General features: G+C 37.2%; 13 protein-coding genes and 1 tRNA gene. 6 read left to right on the forward strand and 8 right to left on the reverse strand.

The features are described from left to right. Both HMPREF1495_RS09340 and HMPREF1495_RS09345 read right to left on the reverse strand, forming a co-directional pair. Nucleotides 1-1,530, reverse strand: coding sequence for a sugar ABC transporter ATP-binding protein (locus tag HMPREF1495_RS09340; RefSeq protein ID WP_034214146.1), 1,530 nt, complete (start codon nucleotides 1,528-1,530; stop codon nucleotides 1-3). A 230-nt stretch (nucleotides 1,531-1,760) separates the two neighbouring features. Further along, nucleotides 1,761-3,119 (reverse strand): MATE family efflux transporter, encoded by a 1,359-nt coding sequence (locus HMPREF1495_RS09345; RefSeq protein WP_034214148.1) that lies wholly within the window; start codon nucleotides 3,117-3,119, stop codon nucleotides 1,761-1,763. A 288-nt stretch (nucleotides 3,120-3,407) separates the two neighbouring features. On the opposite strand from HMPREF1495_RS09345, the gene secA reads away from it, so the two are divergent. From secA to HMPREF1495_RS09370, 5 genes are all read left to right on the forward strand, one after another. Then, nucleotides 3,408-5,981, forward strand: coding sequence for a preprotein translocase subunit SecA (gene secA / locus HMPREF1495_RS09350; protein ID WP_034214151.1), 2,574 nt, complete (start codon nucleotides 3,408-3,410; stop codon nucleotides 5,979-5,981). A gap of 18 nt (nucleotides 5,982-5,999) precedes the next feature. After that, nucleotides 6,000-7,046, forward strand: coding sequence for a hypothetical protein (locus tag HMPREF1495_RS09355; RefSeq protein WP_034214154.1), 1,047 nt, complete (start codon nucleotides 6,000-6,002; stop codon nucleotides 7,044-7,046). Nucleotides 7,047-7,196: 150 nt separating this feature from the next. After that, complete coding sequence (locus HMPREF1495_RS09360) at nucleotides 7,197-9,554, forward strand: endonuclease MutS2 (RefSeq protein ID WP_034214156.1); 2,358 nt, start codon at nucleotides 7,197-7,199, stop codon at nucleotides 9,552-9,554. A gap of 14 nt (nucleotides 9,555-9,568) precedes the next feature. Next, nucleotides 9,569-10,276 (forward strand): response regulator transcription factor, encoded by a 708-nt coding sequence (locus HMPREF1495_RS09365; protein ID WP_007595143.1) that lies wholly within the window; start codon nucleotides 9,569-9,571, stop codon nucleotides 10,274-10,276. Then, nucleotides 10,273-11,673 (forward strand): sensor histidine kinase, encoded by a 1,401-nt coding sequence (locus HMPREF1495_RS09370; protein ID WP_034214159.1) that lies wholly within the window; start codon nucleotides 10,273-10,275, stop codon nucleotides 11,671-11,673. Before HMPREF1495_RS09365 ends, HMPREF1495_RS09370 begins: the two co-directional genes overlap by 4 nt. A gap of 55 nt (nucleotides 11,674-11,728) precedes the next feature. Here HMPREF1495_RS09370 and HMPREF1495_RS09375 read toward each other — a convergent pair whose 3' ends face one another. The 5 genes from HMPREF1495_RS09375 to HMPREF1495_RS09395 form a co-directional block, all read right to left on the reverse strand. Beyond that, nucleotides 11,729-12,640 (reverse strand): SPFH domain-containing protein, encoded by a 912-nt coding sequence (locus HMPREF1495_RS09375; RefSeq protein ID WP_034214161.1) that lies wholly within the window; start codon nucleotides 12,638-12,640, stop codon nucleotides 11,729-11,731. A 23-nt stretch (nucleotides 12,641-12,663) separates the two neighbouring features. Further along, nucleotides 12,664-13,065 (reverse strand): NfeD family protein, encoded by a 402-nt coding sequence (locus tag HMPREF1495_RS09380; RefSeq protein ID WP_034214164.1) that lies wholly within the window; start codon nucleotides 13,063-13,065, stop codon nucleotides 12,664-12,666. A 147-nt stretch (nucleotides 13,066-13,212) separates the two neighbouring features. Beyond that, entirely contained in the window at nucleotides 13,213-13,587 is a 375-nt protein-coding gene (locus HMPREF1495_RS14200) for a choline-binding protein A (protein WP_007595134.1), read from the reverse strand. A 138-nt stretch (nucleotides 13,588-13,725) separates the two neighbouring features. Continuing rightward, nucleotides 13,726-16,122: a clostripain-related cysteine peptidase gene (locus tag HMPREF1495_RS09390; protein ID WP_034214169.1), complete on the reverse strand. Its 2,397-nt coding sequence runs from the start codon at nucleotides 16,120-16,122 to the stop codon at nucleotides 13,726-13,728. Nucleotides 16,123-16,222: 100 nt separating this feature from the next. Then, nucleotides 16,223-17,020, reverse strand: coding sequence for a class I SAM-dependent methyltransferase (locus tag HMPREF1495_RS09395; protein WP_009663331.1), 798 nt, complete (start codon nucleotides 17,018-17,020; stop codon nucleotides 16,223-16,225). 409 nt (nucleotides 17,021-17,429) lie between these two features. Between HMPREF1495_RS09395 and HMPREF1495_RS09400 the strand changes: the two genes are divergently transcribed. Continuing rightward, nucleotides 17,430-18,263 (forward strand): hypothetical protein, encoded by an 834-nt coding sequence (locus HMPREF1495_RS09400; protein ID WP_034214172.1) that lies wholly within the window; start codon nucleotides 17,430-17,432, stop codon nucleotides 18,261-18,263. 121 nt (nucleotides 18,264-18,384) lie between these two features. Here HMPREF1495_RS09400 and HMPREF1495_RS09405 read toward each other — a convergent pair. Beyond that, nucleotides 18,385-18,457: transfer RNA gene (locus HMPREF1495_RS09405), tRNA-Gly, on the reverse strand. Nucleotides 18,458-18,495: the final 38 nt, after the last annotated feature.

Consider the following 18,495-nt stretch of genomic DNA (forward strand, 5'->3'; position numbering starts at 1 on the left):
TTAAGCCTCCACTACTTCCTTTCTATTGGTGGCTGCCGCCAGTAATATTTCCTGAGTAGCCTCTTCTTTTGAAATCTCTCCTGTAAGTCTGCCTTCACAAAGAGTAATGATACGGTCACAAATTCCTATTACTTCAGGAAGTTCTGAAGATATTACCACTACAGCGAGTCCCGATGCCGCCAGCTCATTGATCAAAAGATAAATCTCCTCTTTTGCTCCTACATCTATACCTCTGGTAGGCTCATCCAGTAAAAGCACCTTAGGTTTTGTCAAAAGCCATCTTGCAAGAATTACTTTTTGCTGATTTCCTCCGGAGAGTGAACCCACAGGTACCGCCGGAGATTTGGCCTTAACACGAAGTTTTTTCATATATTCCAGCCAGTCTTTTTTCTGTTTACCGTCTCTCATAAATCCGAAGCTTGCATAGCGATCATACAAAGGCAGAGAAATATTATCTCCTATGCTTCTGCCAAGAATAAGTCCTGTTCCTTTTCTGTCCTCTGTTGCAAAAGAAATTCCTGCAGCGATAGCGTCTTTAGGTGAATGTATCTGCATTGTCTTTCCATCCATCAAAATCTCTCCGGTGGTACAAGTAGCATGCTTTCCAACGATACTCTCAAAAACTTCTGAACGCCCTGCTCCTGCAAGTCCTGCTATTCCAAGCACCTCACCTGATCTTACATTAAATGAAATATCCTTTAGAGAACGCTTAAAGCTTCCCTTTGGAGGAGTGAAGCTCAAGTTTTTCACTTCAAGTACCACATCCCCTATTTTTACATTTCTTTTCGGATACTGATCCTCCACCGAGCGACCTACCATCATGGCAATGATTTCATCATTGTTTGTCTCACCGGCTTCCTTGGTACCTATGTACTCTCCGTCTCTCATTACACTTAGTCTGTCTGAAATTTTAAATACTTCTTCCATACGATGTGTAATGTAAATAATACCGCATCCTTTTTTCTTTAATTTTTCAATCACATGGAAGAGCTTCCCCGCCTCAGGTTCACTAAGCGCCGATGTCGGCTCATCCATTACTATTATCTTTGCCTCACAGGAAATAGCCTTGGCAATCTCTACAAGTTGTTGCTCTCCGATGCGCAAATCTTTAAGCTTGGTTCTTGTATCTATCTCCCACTCAAGCATCTTTAAGCATTCTTTAGCCATATCGTGCATCTTTTTCTTTTGCACAAATCCTATGCCTGTTGTCTGCCATCTTCCCAGAAAAATATTTTCAGCAATATCAAGTTCAGGTACAATCTGCAATTCCTGATGAATTTTTACTATTCCAAGGCTTCTTGCCTGAATAGGATTTTTTATCTCTCTTTTTACACCTTCAAGTAAAATCTCACCCTCATCCGGGTGTAAAGATCCGCTAAGTACATTCATCAAAGTAGACTTTCCGGCTCCGTTTTCTCCCATTAAAGCCAGCACTTCTCCGCTCCTTAAGTTCAAGGAAGCCTTCTTTAGTGCCTTCACGGCACCGAATGACTTGCTGATATCTTTCATTTCCAATAAGTAAGATTCCATTTTACCTCCTACTATCAGTTCTTATAAATAGTATATATCTTTATATTTACTACTATTTGTTATTTACGAATTCCTTCAGATATCCTTTACTATATCCGAATTTTATCGGAAAGTATTTGCAAAAATCCAAGATATTTGTATAATTTTCCTTGCTTTAAATCGTATTTGCAGACACAAAAAAGCCACCGGCAAATCCGATGGCAAAATATAAAAAAACCTATAAACTTATACTATAAATTTGCAATTTTCTGATCGTATATCTTCTTCATCAAATATATATCAAAAAATGCACACCCCAGTTCCGCAAGCGGAATGGAATACCACACGGCCTCAAGTCCGAACATCTTTGAAAGCACATAGGCAAGAGGCAGTATTAAAACCAATTGTCTGAGGAATGAGGCATAGAGTGCATACATACCGTTTCCTAGAGACTGGAAGCTTGCAATAGCTATTACGTCAAATGCCGCCAAAATAAAACAAAGACTGCATATTCTAAGTGCCGGTATTCCAAGCTTCATCATCTCTTCATTCGGACTGAAAAGTATCATAAGCTCTTTTGGGAATAACCAAAAGATTGCGGTTCCTATCACCATTATCACAACAGATGATAAAAACGAATATTTTAGCGCTTTCATTATTCTGCCTTTATTTCTCGCTCCGTAATTGTATGCAACAATAGGTGTCATTCCGTTATTTAATCCGAATATCGGCATAAATACAAAGCTTTGAAGCTTATAGTATATTCCAAGTACATTTACCGCCATGTCCGAATATCTTACAAGTATTTTGTTTAACCCGAGCATCATAAGAGTTGACATGGACTGCATTGCTATTGAAGGTATTCCGACCTTATAAATATCCTTTATTATGATAAAATCAGGCTTAAATATATGCTTTCCGAAACTTATATCAACATCTTCATTATATTTCATATTGAAGATAAATGATAAAATCATCGCAATTATCTGTCCTGCCACAGTAGCTATTGCCGCACCTGCCACTCCCATTTTCGGTGCTCCAAGCAGTCCGAAAATAAGTATCGGATCCAGAATTATATTTATAATTGCTCCTATACCCTGAGTAATCATATTGTAAATAGTCTTTCCCGTGGACTGTAAAATTCTCTCATATGTAACTTCCAAAATAAGTCCGAATGAAAATATTGTTACAATTGAAAGATATGAGTATCCCAGGATTCTTATACTCTCACTGTTTGTCTGTGCATCAAAAAATGCCTTTGTACCGATTGCCCCGAATATCGCAAATGCTATAGATGATATTATTGCAAGTAATACCGCATTATCGGCAGTCACTTTCGCCCTGCCTTTTTTTCCCTCTCCAAGCAATCTTGACAGCAATGCATTTACTCCAACTCCCGTACCTACAGATACCGCTATCATAAGTATCTGTATCGGATATGCCAAAGATACCGCCGCCAGTGCATCGGGACTGTATCTTGCTACAAATATACTGTCTACTATATTGTAAAGTGATTGCACCAAGAATGAGATTACCATTGGTGTACTCATAGAAAAAAGAAGTTTACCTACCGGCATGACTCCCATACGATTTTCTTTTTCCTCTATCATATTGTCTCCTAAAAAAGTTTATCCTATTATTGTACAACGTATCCTTTTAATTTTCTATGCAAAATTATTTTCTACCTATTTTGTAGCTTCTATTTTTTACTTTTATTTTACATTACGCCGTCTATATGTGAACATAATATGAATATTTCACCTAAAAGTTGCTAAAGTATCCGCTAAGTGCTAAAATAACTTGATTGATAGGCGCTTTTACAGTAATCTCTATTTGATGTATCTTCTTATATGATGTATTATTGTAGTGTAGTCTAATTTATTTTTGGAGAAACCATAATGAATTTTATAGAAAAGATATTTGGTACACATAGTGAAAGAGAGCTTAAGATAATTGATCCTATTATTGATAAGATAGAAAGCTTACGTCCCACTATGCAGGCCATGAGTGATGAGGAATTAAAAGAACTTACACCAAAGTTCAAACAAAGACTGGCAGACGGAGAAACACTTGATGATATCTTGCCTGAAGCATTTGCAGCTGTAAGAGAGGCTTCAGTAAGAGTTACAGGTATGGAGCACTTTAGAGTACAGCTTATAGGTGGTATGGTGCTTCACCAAGGTCGTATTGCCGAGATGAGAACCGGTGAGGGTAAAACTCTTGTTTCTACCTGTCCGGCTTATTTGAATGCCCTTGCAGGCAAAGGTGTACTTATAGTAACTGTTAACGACTATCTTGCACAGCGTGATGCCGATGAGATGGGACAGATTCACAGATTCTTGGGACTTAGCGTAGGCTGTGTCTTAAACTCTATGAACTCGGAGCAAAGACAGGAGCAGTATGCCTGTGATATCACATATGTAACCAACAATGAGCTCGGTTTTGACTATCTTCGTGATAACATGGCTATATATAAGAAGGATCAGGTTTTACGTTCACTTGATTACGCCATCATCGATGAGGTTGACTCAATCCTTATAGATGAGGCAAGAACACCTCTTATTATTTCAGGTCAGTCAGGCAAATCCACAAAGCTCTATGAGATTTGTGATATGCTTGCAAAACAGCTTGAAAGAGGTGAGGCAAGTGCCGAGTTTACAAAGATGGGTGCTCTCATGGGCGATGAAATCGAAGAGACCGGTGATTTTATCGTAAACGAGAAGGACAAAGTAGTAAACCTTACAGAAGAAGGTATCAAAAAAGTTGAGAAATACTTCAATATCGACAACCTTGCAGATCCTGAAAACCTTGAAATACAGCATTGTATTATCCTTGCGCTCAGAGCCAACAATCTTATGTTCAGAGATAAGGATTATGTTGTAAAAGATGACGAAGTTCTTATAGTAGATGAGTTCACAGGTCGTATAATGCCGGGTAGAAGATATTCCGACGGTTTGCACCAGGCTATCGAGGCTAAGGAGCATGTAAATGTTCAAAGAGAGTCAAGAACTCTTGCTACTATTACATTCCAGAACTTCTTCAACAAGTTCAAAAAGAAAGCAGGTATGACCGGTACCGCTCTTACTGAGGAGAAGGAGTTTAGAAATACTTACGGTATGGACGTTATCGCTATACCTACCAATAAGCCTATAAAAAGAATTGACCACGAGGATGCGGTTTATAAATCTAAAAAAGAAAAGTTCAATGCCGTTGTTGAAGATATTAAAGAAACTCATGCTAAGGGACAGCCTGTACTTGTAGGTACCATTACAATTGAGACTTCCGAGATGCTCTCAAAGATGCTTAAAAAAGAGGGAATACCTCATGAAGTGCTTAATGCAAAGTTCCATGAAAAAGAGGCTGAAATTGTTGCAAAAGCAGGTATACATGGTGCCGTTACCATCGCTACCAACATGGCAGGTCGTGGTACCGATATCAAGCTTGACGAGGAATCGGTTAAAAAAGGCGGTCTTAAGATAATCGGTACTGAAAGACATGAAAGTAGACGTATCGACAATCAGCTTAGAGGTCGTTCAGGTCGTCAGGGTGACCCGGGTGAATCAAAGTTCTATATTTCACTTGAAGATGACCTTATGAGACTCTTCGCTTCAGAAAGACTTATAAAGATTTTTAATGCCATAGGTGTTCCTGAAAATGAAGAAATTCAGCACAGTATGCTTACAAGAGCTATTGAGAAAGCTCAGATGAAGATCGAGAGCAACAACTACGGTATAAGAGAAAACCTCTTAAAGTACGATGAAGTAAATAACGAACAAAGAGAAGTTATCTATGAAGAAAGAAACAAGGTACTTGAAGGCGACAATATGCGCGATACCATTCTTCGTATGATAAATGATGTAATAGAACGTTCTGTAAATATGGCTATCTCAGATGAAGTACCTTCTTCCGAGTGGAATATTACGGAGTTACATGAAATTTTATTGCCGATCATTCCTCTGACTCCGGCTGACTACAGCACTGTAGACAATATGAAAAAGGATGAACTTATTCATAAGCTGAAAGAAGAGGCTGTTAAACTTTATGAGGCCAAGGAAGCTGAATTCCCTGATGCTGAAAAAATTCGTGAGCTTGAGCGTGTAGTTTTATTAAAGGCTATCGATAACAAATGGATGAATCATATTGACGATATGGAACAGCTTCGTCAAGGTATCGGATTGCAGGCACTTGGTCAAAGAGACCCTCTCGTAGAATACAAGATGGCCGCCTATGATATGTTTGATGAGATGACTGTAGGTATCGCTGAGGATACAGTGCGTATTCTTTATCATGTCAAGGTGGAGCAGAAAGTAGAGAGAGAATCCGTTGCTAAAGTAACCGGTACAAATAAAGATGACAGTACCGTAAAGAAGCCTATTCGTATCGAAGCAAAGGTTTATCCTAACGATCCATGCCCATGCGGAAGCGGAAAGAAGTATAAACAATGCCATGGTAGAAAGGGAATGACATTATAAAATTTTTTGGGAGAGATTATGAATTTTAAAAGCAAATCAACATTTATATCCTATATCTTGATAGGTATTGCACTGATACTTGGCGGTATTTTCTATGCCTGGTACAACAAAGAGGTTTTACTGACCTTTAACTCGGCTGAAAAGATGTACCATGACGGTTACTACTTTACTTCAGCAGCCTCTAACGACACGGAAAGTATCTATTCTCTAGCCATATACGATATGATTGATACAGGATATGGAACTGATGACGGTAAATCGGAAGTCTACACCGTATTTGGAGATGACGGGTTGTATTTTTTGGAGGCAAATCCGAATAATGCAAAGATAAAATCAATGTTGGAATTCTTTGACAAATATGCAAGCGAAGAACATCCTGATGATGAACCGCTTCCTGTAAGATATTTGATTGTGGAACCTCACACTGACAGCACCTCTATCCTCTCCACTATAGCGGATGAGATAGATCCTGATTCCACTTTCAGAAATAGAGAAGAAGGAAAACTCCATGACGACTTCTATATTTCACAGACCTCTCTTACAAAGAATATAGCTTTCCATTTGGCTGTAACTTTGGTTTTAATGGTAATCGGTGTCGGAATGATAATAGTCGCTTTTACAAGAAAGTCTAAAAATTCCGATACATATGAGAAACTTTGCGAACTTGATGAAAGGCTTAGAGATAATATAAATGAACTTGACAATATCGCAGACTATGTTGATAAATCTCTTGGAGCTTATGTATATAAGAACCATTTGATACTTAATACAAAGTTCGGATTTGATATGTTCAATTTAAACAATCTCGTTTGGTTATATCACAATATAACAAGACATAAGATGTATGCCGTTATAACTGTAGGTATCGACTATGCACTTCAGATAAATATGTTTGAGGACGGAAGATGCCGTGAACAAAGAGTTATGTTGACAAATAATAAAAAAGCGGAGGATGCGGTTGTATCTCTTATAACCTATATAGGTATGAATTATCCGAATGCACTTATCGGATTCACACCTGAAACAAAGCAGGCTTATCGAGAGTTTAAACAATCACACAGATAATTTAACCGGTCTTAAAATCATAAGTAAATCTTATGATTTTAAGGCTGTTTTTTGTCATAAATAATATTTTTTGATATAATGTTTCTGAGATTGTAAAAAGACTTTTAAAGCTGTTATCTCTCACTTACAGTGAAAATTTAAGGACATATTATGAATAAAAAAACTTTAAAAATACTTGAATATGAAAAAATAATAAATATGCTTGTAGATATGGCAAGCAGCGAGCCTGCAAAAAGGCTTTGTATTAAATTACAGCCGTCTACAGATATATCGGAAATACAAAAAAATCAGGCTTATACCACTGCTGCTGTGGACAGAATAAGACTTAAAGGAAATCTTACTTTATCGGAAGTAAAGGATATATCGGACTCTTTAAAAAGACTTGAGATAGGGTCATCCCTTTCTCAACCTGAGCTTATGAAAGTTCTATCAATCCTCAATGCGGCTTCAAAGGCTATTGCCTATGGACTGCACTCTGAAGAAGAGAACTATGATGTACTTGAAGAGTATTTCAGATCACTTGATGAAATTAAGGATCTTAAAAAGGAACTTTCAAGATGTATAATTTCGGAAGAAATAATGGCAGACAATGCCTCTCCGGAGCTTAGTCATATCAGAAGGAAGATAAAGCAGATAAACTCAAAGATGCATACCGAGTTAAACAATATTCTTAATGCGCACAGAGAATATCTTATGGATGCGGTAATTACCCAAAGAGACGGTGCTTACTGTCTTCCTATAAAAAGTGAGTATAAAAACAAGGTTTCAGGTGTTGTACATGACCAGTCATCTACCGGTTCCACAGTGTTTATTGAGCCGATAGCTGTAATCAGAATGAACAATGAGCTGAAGTCTTTAGCTATGGACGAGAAAAAAGAGATAGAAAAAATACTTGAAAACTTAAGTCTTTTGGCTGCACAATATATTGAGCCTCTTAGAGAAAATGCAAAAACTCTCATCTTCCTTGACTTTGTATATGCCAAGGCAAATCTTTCAAAGAAGATGAATGCAAGTGAGCCTAAGTTTAACTCAAAACATTATATAAATATAAAAGAAGGCAGACATCCTTTGCTTGATGCAAAAAAGGTGGTACCTATAAATATCTCATTAGGTGATACTTATGATTTACTGATTATCACCGGACCTAATACCGGCGGTAAAACGGTATCTCTAAAAACAGTGGGACTGTTCACACTTATGGGACAGTCGGGACTTCATATACCTGCCTTTGAAGGAAGCGAACTTTCAGTATTTACGGATGTATTTGCGGATATAGGTGATGAGCAAAGTATAGAACAATCCCTCTCCACCTTCTCAGGCCATATGAAAAATATCGTATATATTTTAAATCATGCGGATGCCAATTCACTCTGTCTTTTTGATGAGCTTTGTGCAGGTACCGATCCGACAGAGGGTGCGGCACTTGCCATATCAATACTCTCATTCCTTCACAGAATGCAAAGCAGATGTATTGCCACTACTCACTACAGTGAGCTGAAAGTGTTTGCACTGAATGAACCCGGTGTTGAAAATGCCTCATGTGAATTTGATGTGGCCACACTCTCTCCTACTTACAGAATTCTTATAGGAGTACCGGGTAAGTCAAATGCCTTTGCCATAGCCGGAAAGCTTGGACTCCCTGATTATATAATTTCAGAGGCGGATACACATCTTGAAAAGGATGCAAAGGACTTTGAGGATCTGCTTACAAGGCTTGAAAATGACAGGCAGATTATAGAAAAGGATAAATTATCCATTCAAAAATATAAAAGAGAAATTGAAGGCCTGAAAAGGCATTATGATAAGCAGGAAGAAAACCTTGCCGCAAGAAAAGAAAAGATTTTGGAAGAAGCCAAAGAAGCGGCCAGAAAAATCTTGGAGGAAGCAAAGGAAACCGCTGACGACACTATTAAAAATATCAACAAAATAGCATCGGGCGCAGGTCTGGGCTCGGCTCTTGAAGAGCAAAGAACAAGGCTTCGAGAATCAATAAATAAAAATACAAAGACTGCCGGAATAAAGCAAAATACTGTAAAGGCCAAAAAGCCTAAAGAGCTTAAGCTTGGTGACAGTGTACATGTTATAAGTCTTAATCTTGACGGTATAGTATCTTCTCTGCCAAATCAAAGCGGTAATTTCTTTGTGCAGATGGGTATACTCAGATCTCAGGTAAATATATCCGATGTGGCTTTGGTTGAAGAGCCGGGCAATAAACCTGAGAATAAGACAAGAACAAGAAGTTCTTCAATGGTAAAATCCGCTACAATATCCACAGAAATAAATGTTATCGGTAAAAATGTGGATGAGGCATGTTCAGAACTCGATAAATATCTGGATGATGCTCTGCTTGCTCATCTTCCGGGCGTAAGAATTATTCACGGAAGGGGTACAGGTGCATTGCAAAAGGGTATACATGCCTATCTGAAAAGGCAGACCTTTATCAAGAGCTACTCTCTTGCAGATTTTAATGAAGGCGGTAATGCTGTAACTATCGTGCGTTTTAAATAATATATAGGTGAAAAATGGCAGAAAAACAAAGAATTTTAATTGTAGATGATGATGAGAATATAGCGGAACTTATTTCATTATATTTGATGAAGGAGTGTTACGAAACAAAAATAGTGGGTGACGGCGAATCGGCCCTTTCGGATTTTGATGAGTTCAAACCACATTTGGTTCTTCTTGACCTTATGCTGCCGGGTATTGACGGCTATCAGGTTTGCAGGGAGATAAGAGCAAAGTCGGGTACCCCTATAATAATGCTCTCAGCCAAAGGTGAAGTGTTTGATAAAGTTCTCGGTCTGGAACTTGGTGCCGACGACTATATGATCAAACCTTTTGACTCAAAAGAACTTATCGCCAGAGTAAAGGCTGTAATAAGGCGATACAACAACAGTACAATCTCATTGCCTGAGGTACATACAGGTGGAGAATATGTGGAATATCCCGACTTAAACGTGAATATGACAAACTATGCGGTAACATACCTTGGAAAGAATGTTGAAATGCCGCCAAAGGAGCTGGAACTTTTATACTTCCTCTCCTCTCATCCCAATCAGGTATTTACAAGAGAACAGTTGCTTGATAATATCTGGGGATATGAGTATATCGGTGATACCAGAACCGTAGATGTGCATATCAAGAGATTGCGTGAGAAAATACATGACAATAAGTTCTGGTCAATATCCACCGTATGGGGTATAGGATATAAATTTGAGGTTAAAAAATGAAACTCTCTCTATATCTGAAATTTATTTTAGCTTATATAGTTTTCGGTATAGCAGGTTTTGTGGCAATAGCAACTATTTCCAGCCATTTGACCTATTCATATCTGGTCGATTCCAGAAGTCAGACTCTTTATGATGAGGCTAATCTTATCGCCTCAACCTACTCTACCGTATATGAGGGGCAAAATATCTCGCTGGCGGAAAGCTATCCTCAGTTAAAAGCAGTAGCGACTTTCCTGAATGCAAAGATATGGGTAATGGACAGAAACGGCAAGATAATAGTGGATGCCGAAAATAAAAGAGTTTCGGATATTATCTCGGATTTTGACCCTACCGCTACCGGTAATAAGTCCTATATGGTCGGAAATTACTTTAACTCATTTGATGAGGATTATCTTAGTGTTTCCGCACCTATTACAGGTAACTTTCGTACCTACGGCTATGTGGTCATCCACCTGCCTATGGTAAATGTTACAAAGAGCCAGTACCATATCTTGAATATAGTATATATGACCTCTCTGATAGTATTTTTACTTTCACTGATTATTTTAATAGTATTTCAGCGTATTGTTTACTCTCCGCTTAGGAAAATAACAAATGGAGCCAAAGCCTATGCCGAAGGGGATTTAAAGTATGAAATAAAGGTACATTCAAATGACGAGATGGGTTATCTTGCGGCGACATTAAACTATATGTCCGATAAACTTGATGATACCGAAAATTATCAAAAAAAGTTTATTTCAAATGTATCTCATGATTTTCGCTCACCTTTAACATCTATAAAGGGCTATCTTGAGGCTATTTTGGACGGTACCATTCCTCCCGAGATGCAGGAAAAATACCTTACAAGAGTTATTGATGAGACAAACAGACTTACAAAGCTTACAGAAAGCATTCTTTCACTGGATTCGATTGAAAGTGTAAAGCTGAATAAAACAAGCTTTGATATAAACAAGATGATCAGAGATACCGCAGGCAGCTTTGAAGTACAGTGTAACAGTAAGAATATTACCATTGAGCTGATATTTTCCAATGTCTCCCAATATGTTATAGGTGACTACACAAAGATACAGCAGGTACTTTATAATCTCATTGATAATGCCATAAAATTTTCCTCTCAAAACTCTTCCATCATTGTACAGACCAGTTTAAAAAAGGAGAAAATTTTTATTTCAGTTAAGGACACGGGAATAGGTATCGCTAAGAATGAGCAGTCCAAGGTATTTGACAGATTCTATAAATCAGACCTCTCCAGAGGTAAGGATAAGAAGGGTACAGGTCTTGGACTTGCAATAGTAAAAGAAATATTACAGACTCATGGCGAGAATATAGATGTTATAAGTACCGTAGGTGTAGGTACCGAGTTTATCTTCTCTTTACCTGCCGGCAAAGAAAATTAATATGATTTTTAAAAAGGGACTTTTGTGCATAAACAAAAGTCCCTTTTATTATATATTACTGTTCTTTTTTCAATTCTACTTTTTGATTTAACTCTGCAAAACTTGTAGCTAATGATGCAAGTCCGCTAAGCTCTGTAGGAATGATAATCTTTGTTGATTTTCCGTCAGCTACCTTCTGGAATGCCTCAAGTCCCTTAAGTGTAAGTACCTTCTGGCTTGGATCCGCCTCTGAAAGCACTCTTAAAGACTCTGCCTGAGCCTTCTGGATTGCAAGTATTGCCTGTGCCTGTCCTTCCGCTCTCTTTATAGCTGTTTCCTTTTCAGCCTCCGCATTAAGTATTGCAGCCTGCTTATTACCCTCTGCTACAAGAATCGCACTTTCCTTCTTAGCCTGAGCCTCAAGAATATTTGCTCTCTTCTCACGCTCGGCTTTCATCTCCTTCTCCATTGCAACTCTGATATCTTCAGGTGGCAAAATACTCTTTAGCTCCACACGATTTACCTTGATACCCCATGGATCTGTAGCCTCATCAAGCTCGGATCTCATAGCTGTATTTATAGTATCTCTTGATGTAAGAGTCTGGTCTACAGTCATATCACCTATGATATTTCTAAGAGTAGTCGCTGTAAGATTCTCTATAGCTGATATAGGTCTCTCAACACCGTAAGTATAAAGCTTAGGATCGGTTATCTGGAAATATACTATCGTATCTATCTGCATAGTAGCATTATCCTTTGTAATAACCGGCTGTGGAGGGAAATCCACCACCTGCTCTTTTAATGAAATAACCTTTGATATTTTATCAAAGAAAGGGTTGATAAAATGTAATCCTGAACGAAGTCCTTGTGAATACTTTCCAAGTCTCTCAACTACATATACTTTTGACTCAGGTACTATCTTTATTGCCTTTACCGTAATCACGAATATAATAGCCAATAAAACAACAATAATTCCAACGCCTATCATTTGTTATGTCTCCTTTAAATAAATTAATTTCTGCCGATAATTATCTTATTGCCTTCAAATTTATCAATGTTGGCAATATCTCCGGGTTTCAACTCCAAATTCGCAATTGCTGTCCATATACCGCCTTTAAATCTTACATCATAAATATAATTATTATCTTCAACAGATGTAAGCTTTACTATCTTTACCTTCTCAGTATCCATACTCTCCTTACCCTTCATAAAGGATTTGAAAATACTTCTAAAGAACACAATAAAGATCAATGACAGTACACAGAATATGATAACCTGTATCTCAATTGATTCAACAAATAAAGATATCGGCATCATAATGAGTGCTGCAAGAGCCAGCCACACTGAAACCAGTCCGGGAATTATAATTTCTCCAATGGCAAATATAGCAAATAAAACTCCCCAATAAAACATATTTCCTCCTTCCGCTTATAAGTAGTTCTACCAAAGCATATTAGAAATATAACACTATATTATCACCTTCATTATAGCACAAATTATACTTATATGCTAATAAAAACCTCAAGGATATCCTTGAGGCTCTTATTTTTATAATATAGATTATCTAACCCACTTGCCGTTGCTGTCTACCCAATATCCGTCAGGAGTTCTGGCATTATACCACATTGCTCCGTCAGCACCTACATAGTAAGAACTTCCCTGGTAGTTGATCCAAGCGTTTCTATACATATAGCCCCAGTGATCAAAGTAATACCACTTACCGTTGTCCTTGATCCAGCTGTCTGCTACATATGAAGTACCTGCATTAACGTTCAACATATAGTACCAGCCATGCTCGTCTCTACGCCACTCACCTCTGTCTGCCGGCATACGCTCTAAAACTGCTGCCTGCGCTGTCACTGGGGGAACTACCGCACCGCCAAGACTGAATGCTGCAAATAAAATTGCTGCTGATTTGATTAAACCTTTTTTCATCATTCCTCCTTCTCTCCTATACCATCGTTAATCTGACAGATTAACTGTCCTTATATAGTATAAACCAATTTTGTATTTTATATCTTACATTGTGTTTACAAAATATTTGCTAATTACATACATTATGTATAAGAATATCTATTTACTCTTTAAAGCCGGAGTCCAATAGCTGTTATTGTATATATCTGTGAATTTATAAGTGATTTGATTGTCATCCTTCACAAGAACATAAGATACCTTAGGAGCAGTCTTTCCAACCACATACTCATCATCCAGTTTATAATCATCAAGATATGTACCGTCATATCCGTAATAAGCATATATAAACTGTATTCTGTCTCCCTCAACTATATCCGTTATATTCTTTGCGATGGTTTCTGTTTGTGTATCTTTATAATCTGTATTTGCTCCTGCCAGATATCCGTTAGGATGCTCGCCGTCAAATATAATTATCAGATTGGCTCTCTCACCGTTTAAAATAACAGGTACACGTCCTATAGTAACCGTCTCATCTCCGTTTTTTGTAGTTGACAGATGATAGTATGCAACATATTGCTGATCTATAGCAATCCATGCTCTTTGAGTATCTGCAAGCATATCTCCGTTTTCATCAAACTCAAAGAAATTGTCAAGTCCCATATCAATATATCCGCTTCCCATATCCAAAAGCATATTCTCTTCTATACTTGATACCATATTCCACTCATCCTCGGATAAATGAATCTTAGGTGTGGAATACTGATCTGTCCATTGAAGCTTTGAAGCATCTAGTCTGTTTGATAAAACATAGTTTCTGATTGTTTCATCAGACATATTTCTGTTTTGCAAAAAGCCTATACTTGAAGTATCAAGCCCTATATTTGCAAGGCTCTCTGATGATAAGCTTCCTGATATAAGACTTGCTATCAAACTGTCAATATCTGCAGCTGAAAATGAACCTGAACTGTTTCCTTGATAGTTTCCTGTTAATGTATTTGCAGGGGTTGTTTCTCCTCCGCCTGCAATCTGTCCACTCGCCTGTAATGTGGCAAACTGCTGTATCATTTTGGTATATTCGCTATCCATACCGATGTCACCATAGGTCTGAACCATTCTGTCAACCTTTGACAATTTCTTGTATGGGAAATAGATTGAAAGCCCATATGAGTTTGACATATTTGAAGATGTCCTGTTATATTTTACCGCACCAAGTATTGACTGTATTGTAGGGTCGTTTTCATTCTGCTCTAGATTATACACAAGATTTACCAAGTCTACCTGATCTATATTTGAAGATTTTGCAAACTCTCTGCTTGCCGTTCTCGCGTAAGATACTTTGCTGTACTCATTATTCTCTATATATGAAGCGGTGTCCCTTGCAAAGCTTGAAAGGCTGCTTGGAACTGTAGCCTTAAGCTCGGCCAAATCCACCAAAGAAAGAGTTGTAGACTGCCCTCTTGCACTTCTGTTACTCTCATCTATAAAATCATCCACTATCTTCTTTCCAAGATCAAGAGTGGAAATTGCGGTATTACTACTAAGATTGCTCAGCCAATTGGTATAATACCATCCTGTTCCCGGCTCCGTCTCCTCGGATGCAATCAAATAATCTGCATATTCTGAAAGTGCAAGTGCCGTCTCTGTAGTAGCCATCAGACAGGCATCAAATCCTATGAAGTCATACTTTATACCGGTTTGCGCAACAGCAGCTTTTATTTTTGCAAGATTCATTGATCCCGAGTTGGGATTTTTTTCATCATATCCATAACCTGTTACAGAACCGCCGCCGTGATCCCAGAAAATAAGCTGATATCTGTTAGCCGGAAAATTATTCTTACAATAGTCAATAAATCTAACCAATGTATTGGGATCTGTCATTGAAGGATTTGAATTGTCATCTGCAAGCTTATTCATTTTTCCGTCCGCTATCTGATAGATTTCATTGTTTGATGATGATACTACCGAGTTTTGCCAGGTATTTGTTCCTCCTGTATATACAAGCAGATTAACATTACTTGAAATATTGGCCTTTGTCATCTCAATGAGATCTTTCGTAGCCATTCCGTGCTTAGTCTCCAAGTCGGTACCGCACATATATACCATCACGGTTACACTGTCACCGCCTGTAGGCCTGTAAAACTTCTCTCTGGCACTTTCATGCACTGAGGTATCCAGTTGTCCTCTGTTATCGGTAACTCCGCTCCATGCACTTCCTACGCCGCTTATACTTGATGCCGCTGTGCTTCCGATTGATGAAGGCAAAGTCGGGATACTGATCATCGGTGTTGTTCCTGTACTTGTACTATTTGTACTATTTGTACTACTGCTTAATCCTCCGAGTATTGAACTTAATATATTGCTTTTATTACCTGTGACAATACTTATTATTACAAAAACTACAACTATCAATAAGCTGAACGGCGAACGTCCTCCGCCTCCACCTCTTCCGGATGAATTCCTGTTTCCTCCACCGGAACCTCCCACAAACGATCCTCTACCCAAAACACTTCTACCTGTTCCGGTAACCTCTCTTCCATGTGATAACGGTCTACCCATCTACTCTCCTCCTGTTTGTTATTTATGCCGACAATACTTTAAGCATAGTTTATTCTAACAATAATCTCAGCATACCGCAATAAATCATTACAAACAGTTATTATTTTGCATCATATTTGCATATTACAAGCCTGTTATTCATAAGATATATGATTGGAAGAAAGATTTTGCCATACCATTTCATCTGCTTTGCTATTTGTTTTGTAAAGTTTATAAATCCGATTTGCTTCAGTTTAGGATTAAGTTCTATAATCTCTTCGCCGTTTGTAACTCCAAAATGATACTCGGACTTGGTTCGTTTTACAGCCTTGTTCGTTTTTGCCTTATTCACAAGTCTTTTGGAAAGACAGTCCAGATGAAGTACAAAATGTTCAAAATTATCTGTAAGTATATTTAAAAACTCCTTCACCTGCTTAGGATAAAAATACATAATCATCCCCTCTGAAATAATCAAAAGCTTCTCTCCCTTTGTATCTATCTCCTTTGTCCATGACTTATCAAGGGCTGATTTTTCGATATTTTTTACTCTGTCATTTTCCTCAAAGAATTTTTTTCTTAAACTTATTATCTCCGGAAAATCTATATCATACCAATGTATTCTACCGTTATCTACGCGGAAAAATCTTGTATCCAGCCCTGAACCCAGTGAAACTATATGACAATCCGGGTATTTGTCTATAAACTTTTTCACCTCATCATCCATAACCTTGGCTCTCGCAATAATACCTAAAAGATTCACTTTTTCATTACTGAAAGAGCCAAAATCATAGTCAATCATATCCACCATTTCAGCCGACTTTTTATCCTTTAATATAGATTTTTCAGATCTGTAATCTCTTGCCCTTGCATCCAAAGTTATAAGCATAGTCTCCATAACACCTTCAAGTTTTATCTTCATCAAAGCCTCCATTTACCGCTATATCTGCGGTATAAAAATATATATAATCTGATTATGTTAGTTCTTGCTAACTTAGGTTATATCATACTTCTATTTTATGGAAAACTCAATAAATTTATCTTTTTAAGAAATTTATAATAATTGTAAAGAATTACATCTTTATAATTTGCCGATTCGCCTTTTACTTTACATCTTTAAACCGTTAAATTTTTTGAATTTTTTTATTATTTTCACACATACAAGAGATTATAAAAATTGTTTTTTTCTTAGTACATGAATATTATTTAATTAAATGAGCATATTTTTATTTACATTTACCAATATTATGTTTGGTAATTGACCTATTATTTATTTGTGATAAAATCATATTCAACAAATATATTTGCAATATTTATTTTGGGAGGAAGATATGTATAAACTAAAAAAGATACCGTTACTGCTTTCGGTTTTATTACTGTCCTTACAAGGATGTTCAGGAAGTAAAGTTACTGCTTCAGATATGCAGGGGGAAAAGTTTTTTTATCAGGTTTCAGATGCTTCTTATTCTACAGGTAAATATACTTTGGATGAACTTGCAGAACGTAGAGAAAACCCTTTATTTATTGATAATTTACAAAAGTTTAATGCGGAACTGAATTCAACAGATACTGTGGATTTTTATAATATGAAACATACATATGTAGATTTTATAGGTAAGTGGAATAAGCCGGAAGATTTGACATATGGCTATAAAGAGAAACTGGATTTAATAGATAAAAAGATGCTTGTCAATGAAAAGCTTGAGTATATAACTCCGGTAGATGCATTTATTCTAAATAAAAAAACAATGCAAAAACTTGGACTGGATTATTTATCAGATCAGGATTTTATATATAATGGTGAGTTTCCCATGGTGCTTGGCTACGGCTTTAAAGAATATTATAATATCGGTGATACCATTCCTATAAGATATTCAGGAGAAAGATTTAACGGAAAGGTGGTAGGTTTTTATGATAAGGACTTGGTATTTGATGAATTTTCACATTGTGACAGTTATTCCACCGTTATAATTCCATATATGGATAATCTTGAAAGCAAGGATGATTACGAAAACAAAGAGAGTTTTCTTAATGCTTATAAATCACTTAAAAATTTAGGCTATATCTATTTCCCAAATACTGTAGATTATGAAAAAAATAAAGATGCGGTGGAAAAAATAGCTCAAAAATATAATCTGGATTATACTGTACTGAGAGGTTATTAAAATGATACTACAAGTTAGATGTCGGCTTATAAAATTGGCCGACATATTTTATTTTTTTAAATTATGATATGTATTCATTAATTAAAAAAAGCCCTGAAAACAAGGCTTGTAAAATAAAAAGAGCGCGAGACGGGACTCGAACCCGCGACCCCGACCTTGGCAAGGTCGTACTCCACCAACTGAGCCACTCGCGCACACACATATTCTATCACTAAAATTAAAAATTGTAAAG

Origin of the sequence: Lachnoanaerobaculum sp. MSX33 (assembly GCF_000512995.1) — a bacterium.
GTDB lineage: Bacteria > Bacillota > Clostridia > Lachnospirales > Lachnospiraceae > Lachnoanaerobaculum.